Origin of the sequence: Sodalis-like endosymbiont of Proechinophthirus fluctus, from assembly GCF_001602625.1 — a bacterium.
Taxonomy (GTDB): domain Bacteria; phylum Pseudomonadota; class Gammaproteobacteria; order Enterobacterales; family Enterobacteriaceae.
On record NZ_LECR01000071.1, the window covers coordinates 13,699 to 14,278 of the forward strand.

1 pseudogene is annotated in these 580 nt (G+C 53.3%); it reads left to right on the forward strand.

Annotated elements, in window-relative coordinates:
• Positions 1–261: 261 nt before the first annotated feature.
• Positions 262–580, forward strand: a pseudogene (gene obgE / locus BG74_RS06930) (GTPase ObgE); the annotation flags it as partial.

A 580-nucleotide genomic window follows, 5' to 3' on the forward strand; every position in this document is an offset into this window, starting at 1 on the left:
TTATTACCTTATTACCTTATTACCTTATTACCTTGACGCCGCTTTTTACCCTGATTTTTCTAATTTACTCTAGCTCTGTTCTGTTCTAGCCCACGGCCTTTGAGCTGCCGACGAACTTTGTCAGCCATAGAGGCGCGGTTGTAGTTGGTGGCGGGCGTGATGTGTTCCGCTGTCGGTCACCCCACTGGTGGCCTGGGTTGAACAGACGGACCCCAGCTATGGTTATCAGGATGCCCAGCAAATGGGTTATGGAGAATTATCATGAAGTTTGTTGATGAAGCCGCTATTTTGGTGGCAGCAGGCGACGGCGGCGACGGCTGCGTCAGCTTTCGTCGGGAAAAATACATCCCCTACGGTGGGCCAGACGGCGGCGACGGCGGCGACGGCGGCGACGTATGTCTGCTGGCAGATGAAAATCTGAATACCCTCATCGATTACTGTTTTGAGAAAAACTTTCACGCCGAGCGCGGACAAAACGGCCAGAGCCGAGATTGTACCGGCAAGCGCGGCAAAGATATCGTTATCAAAGTGCCTGTGGGTACGCGGGTTCTTGATCTGGGCACCAACGAAGTCATGGGCG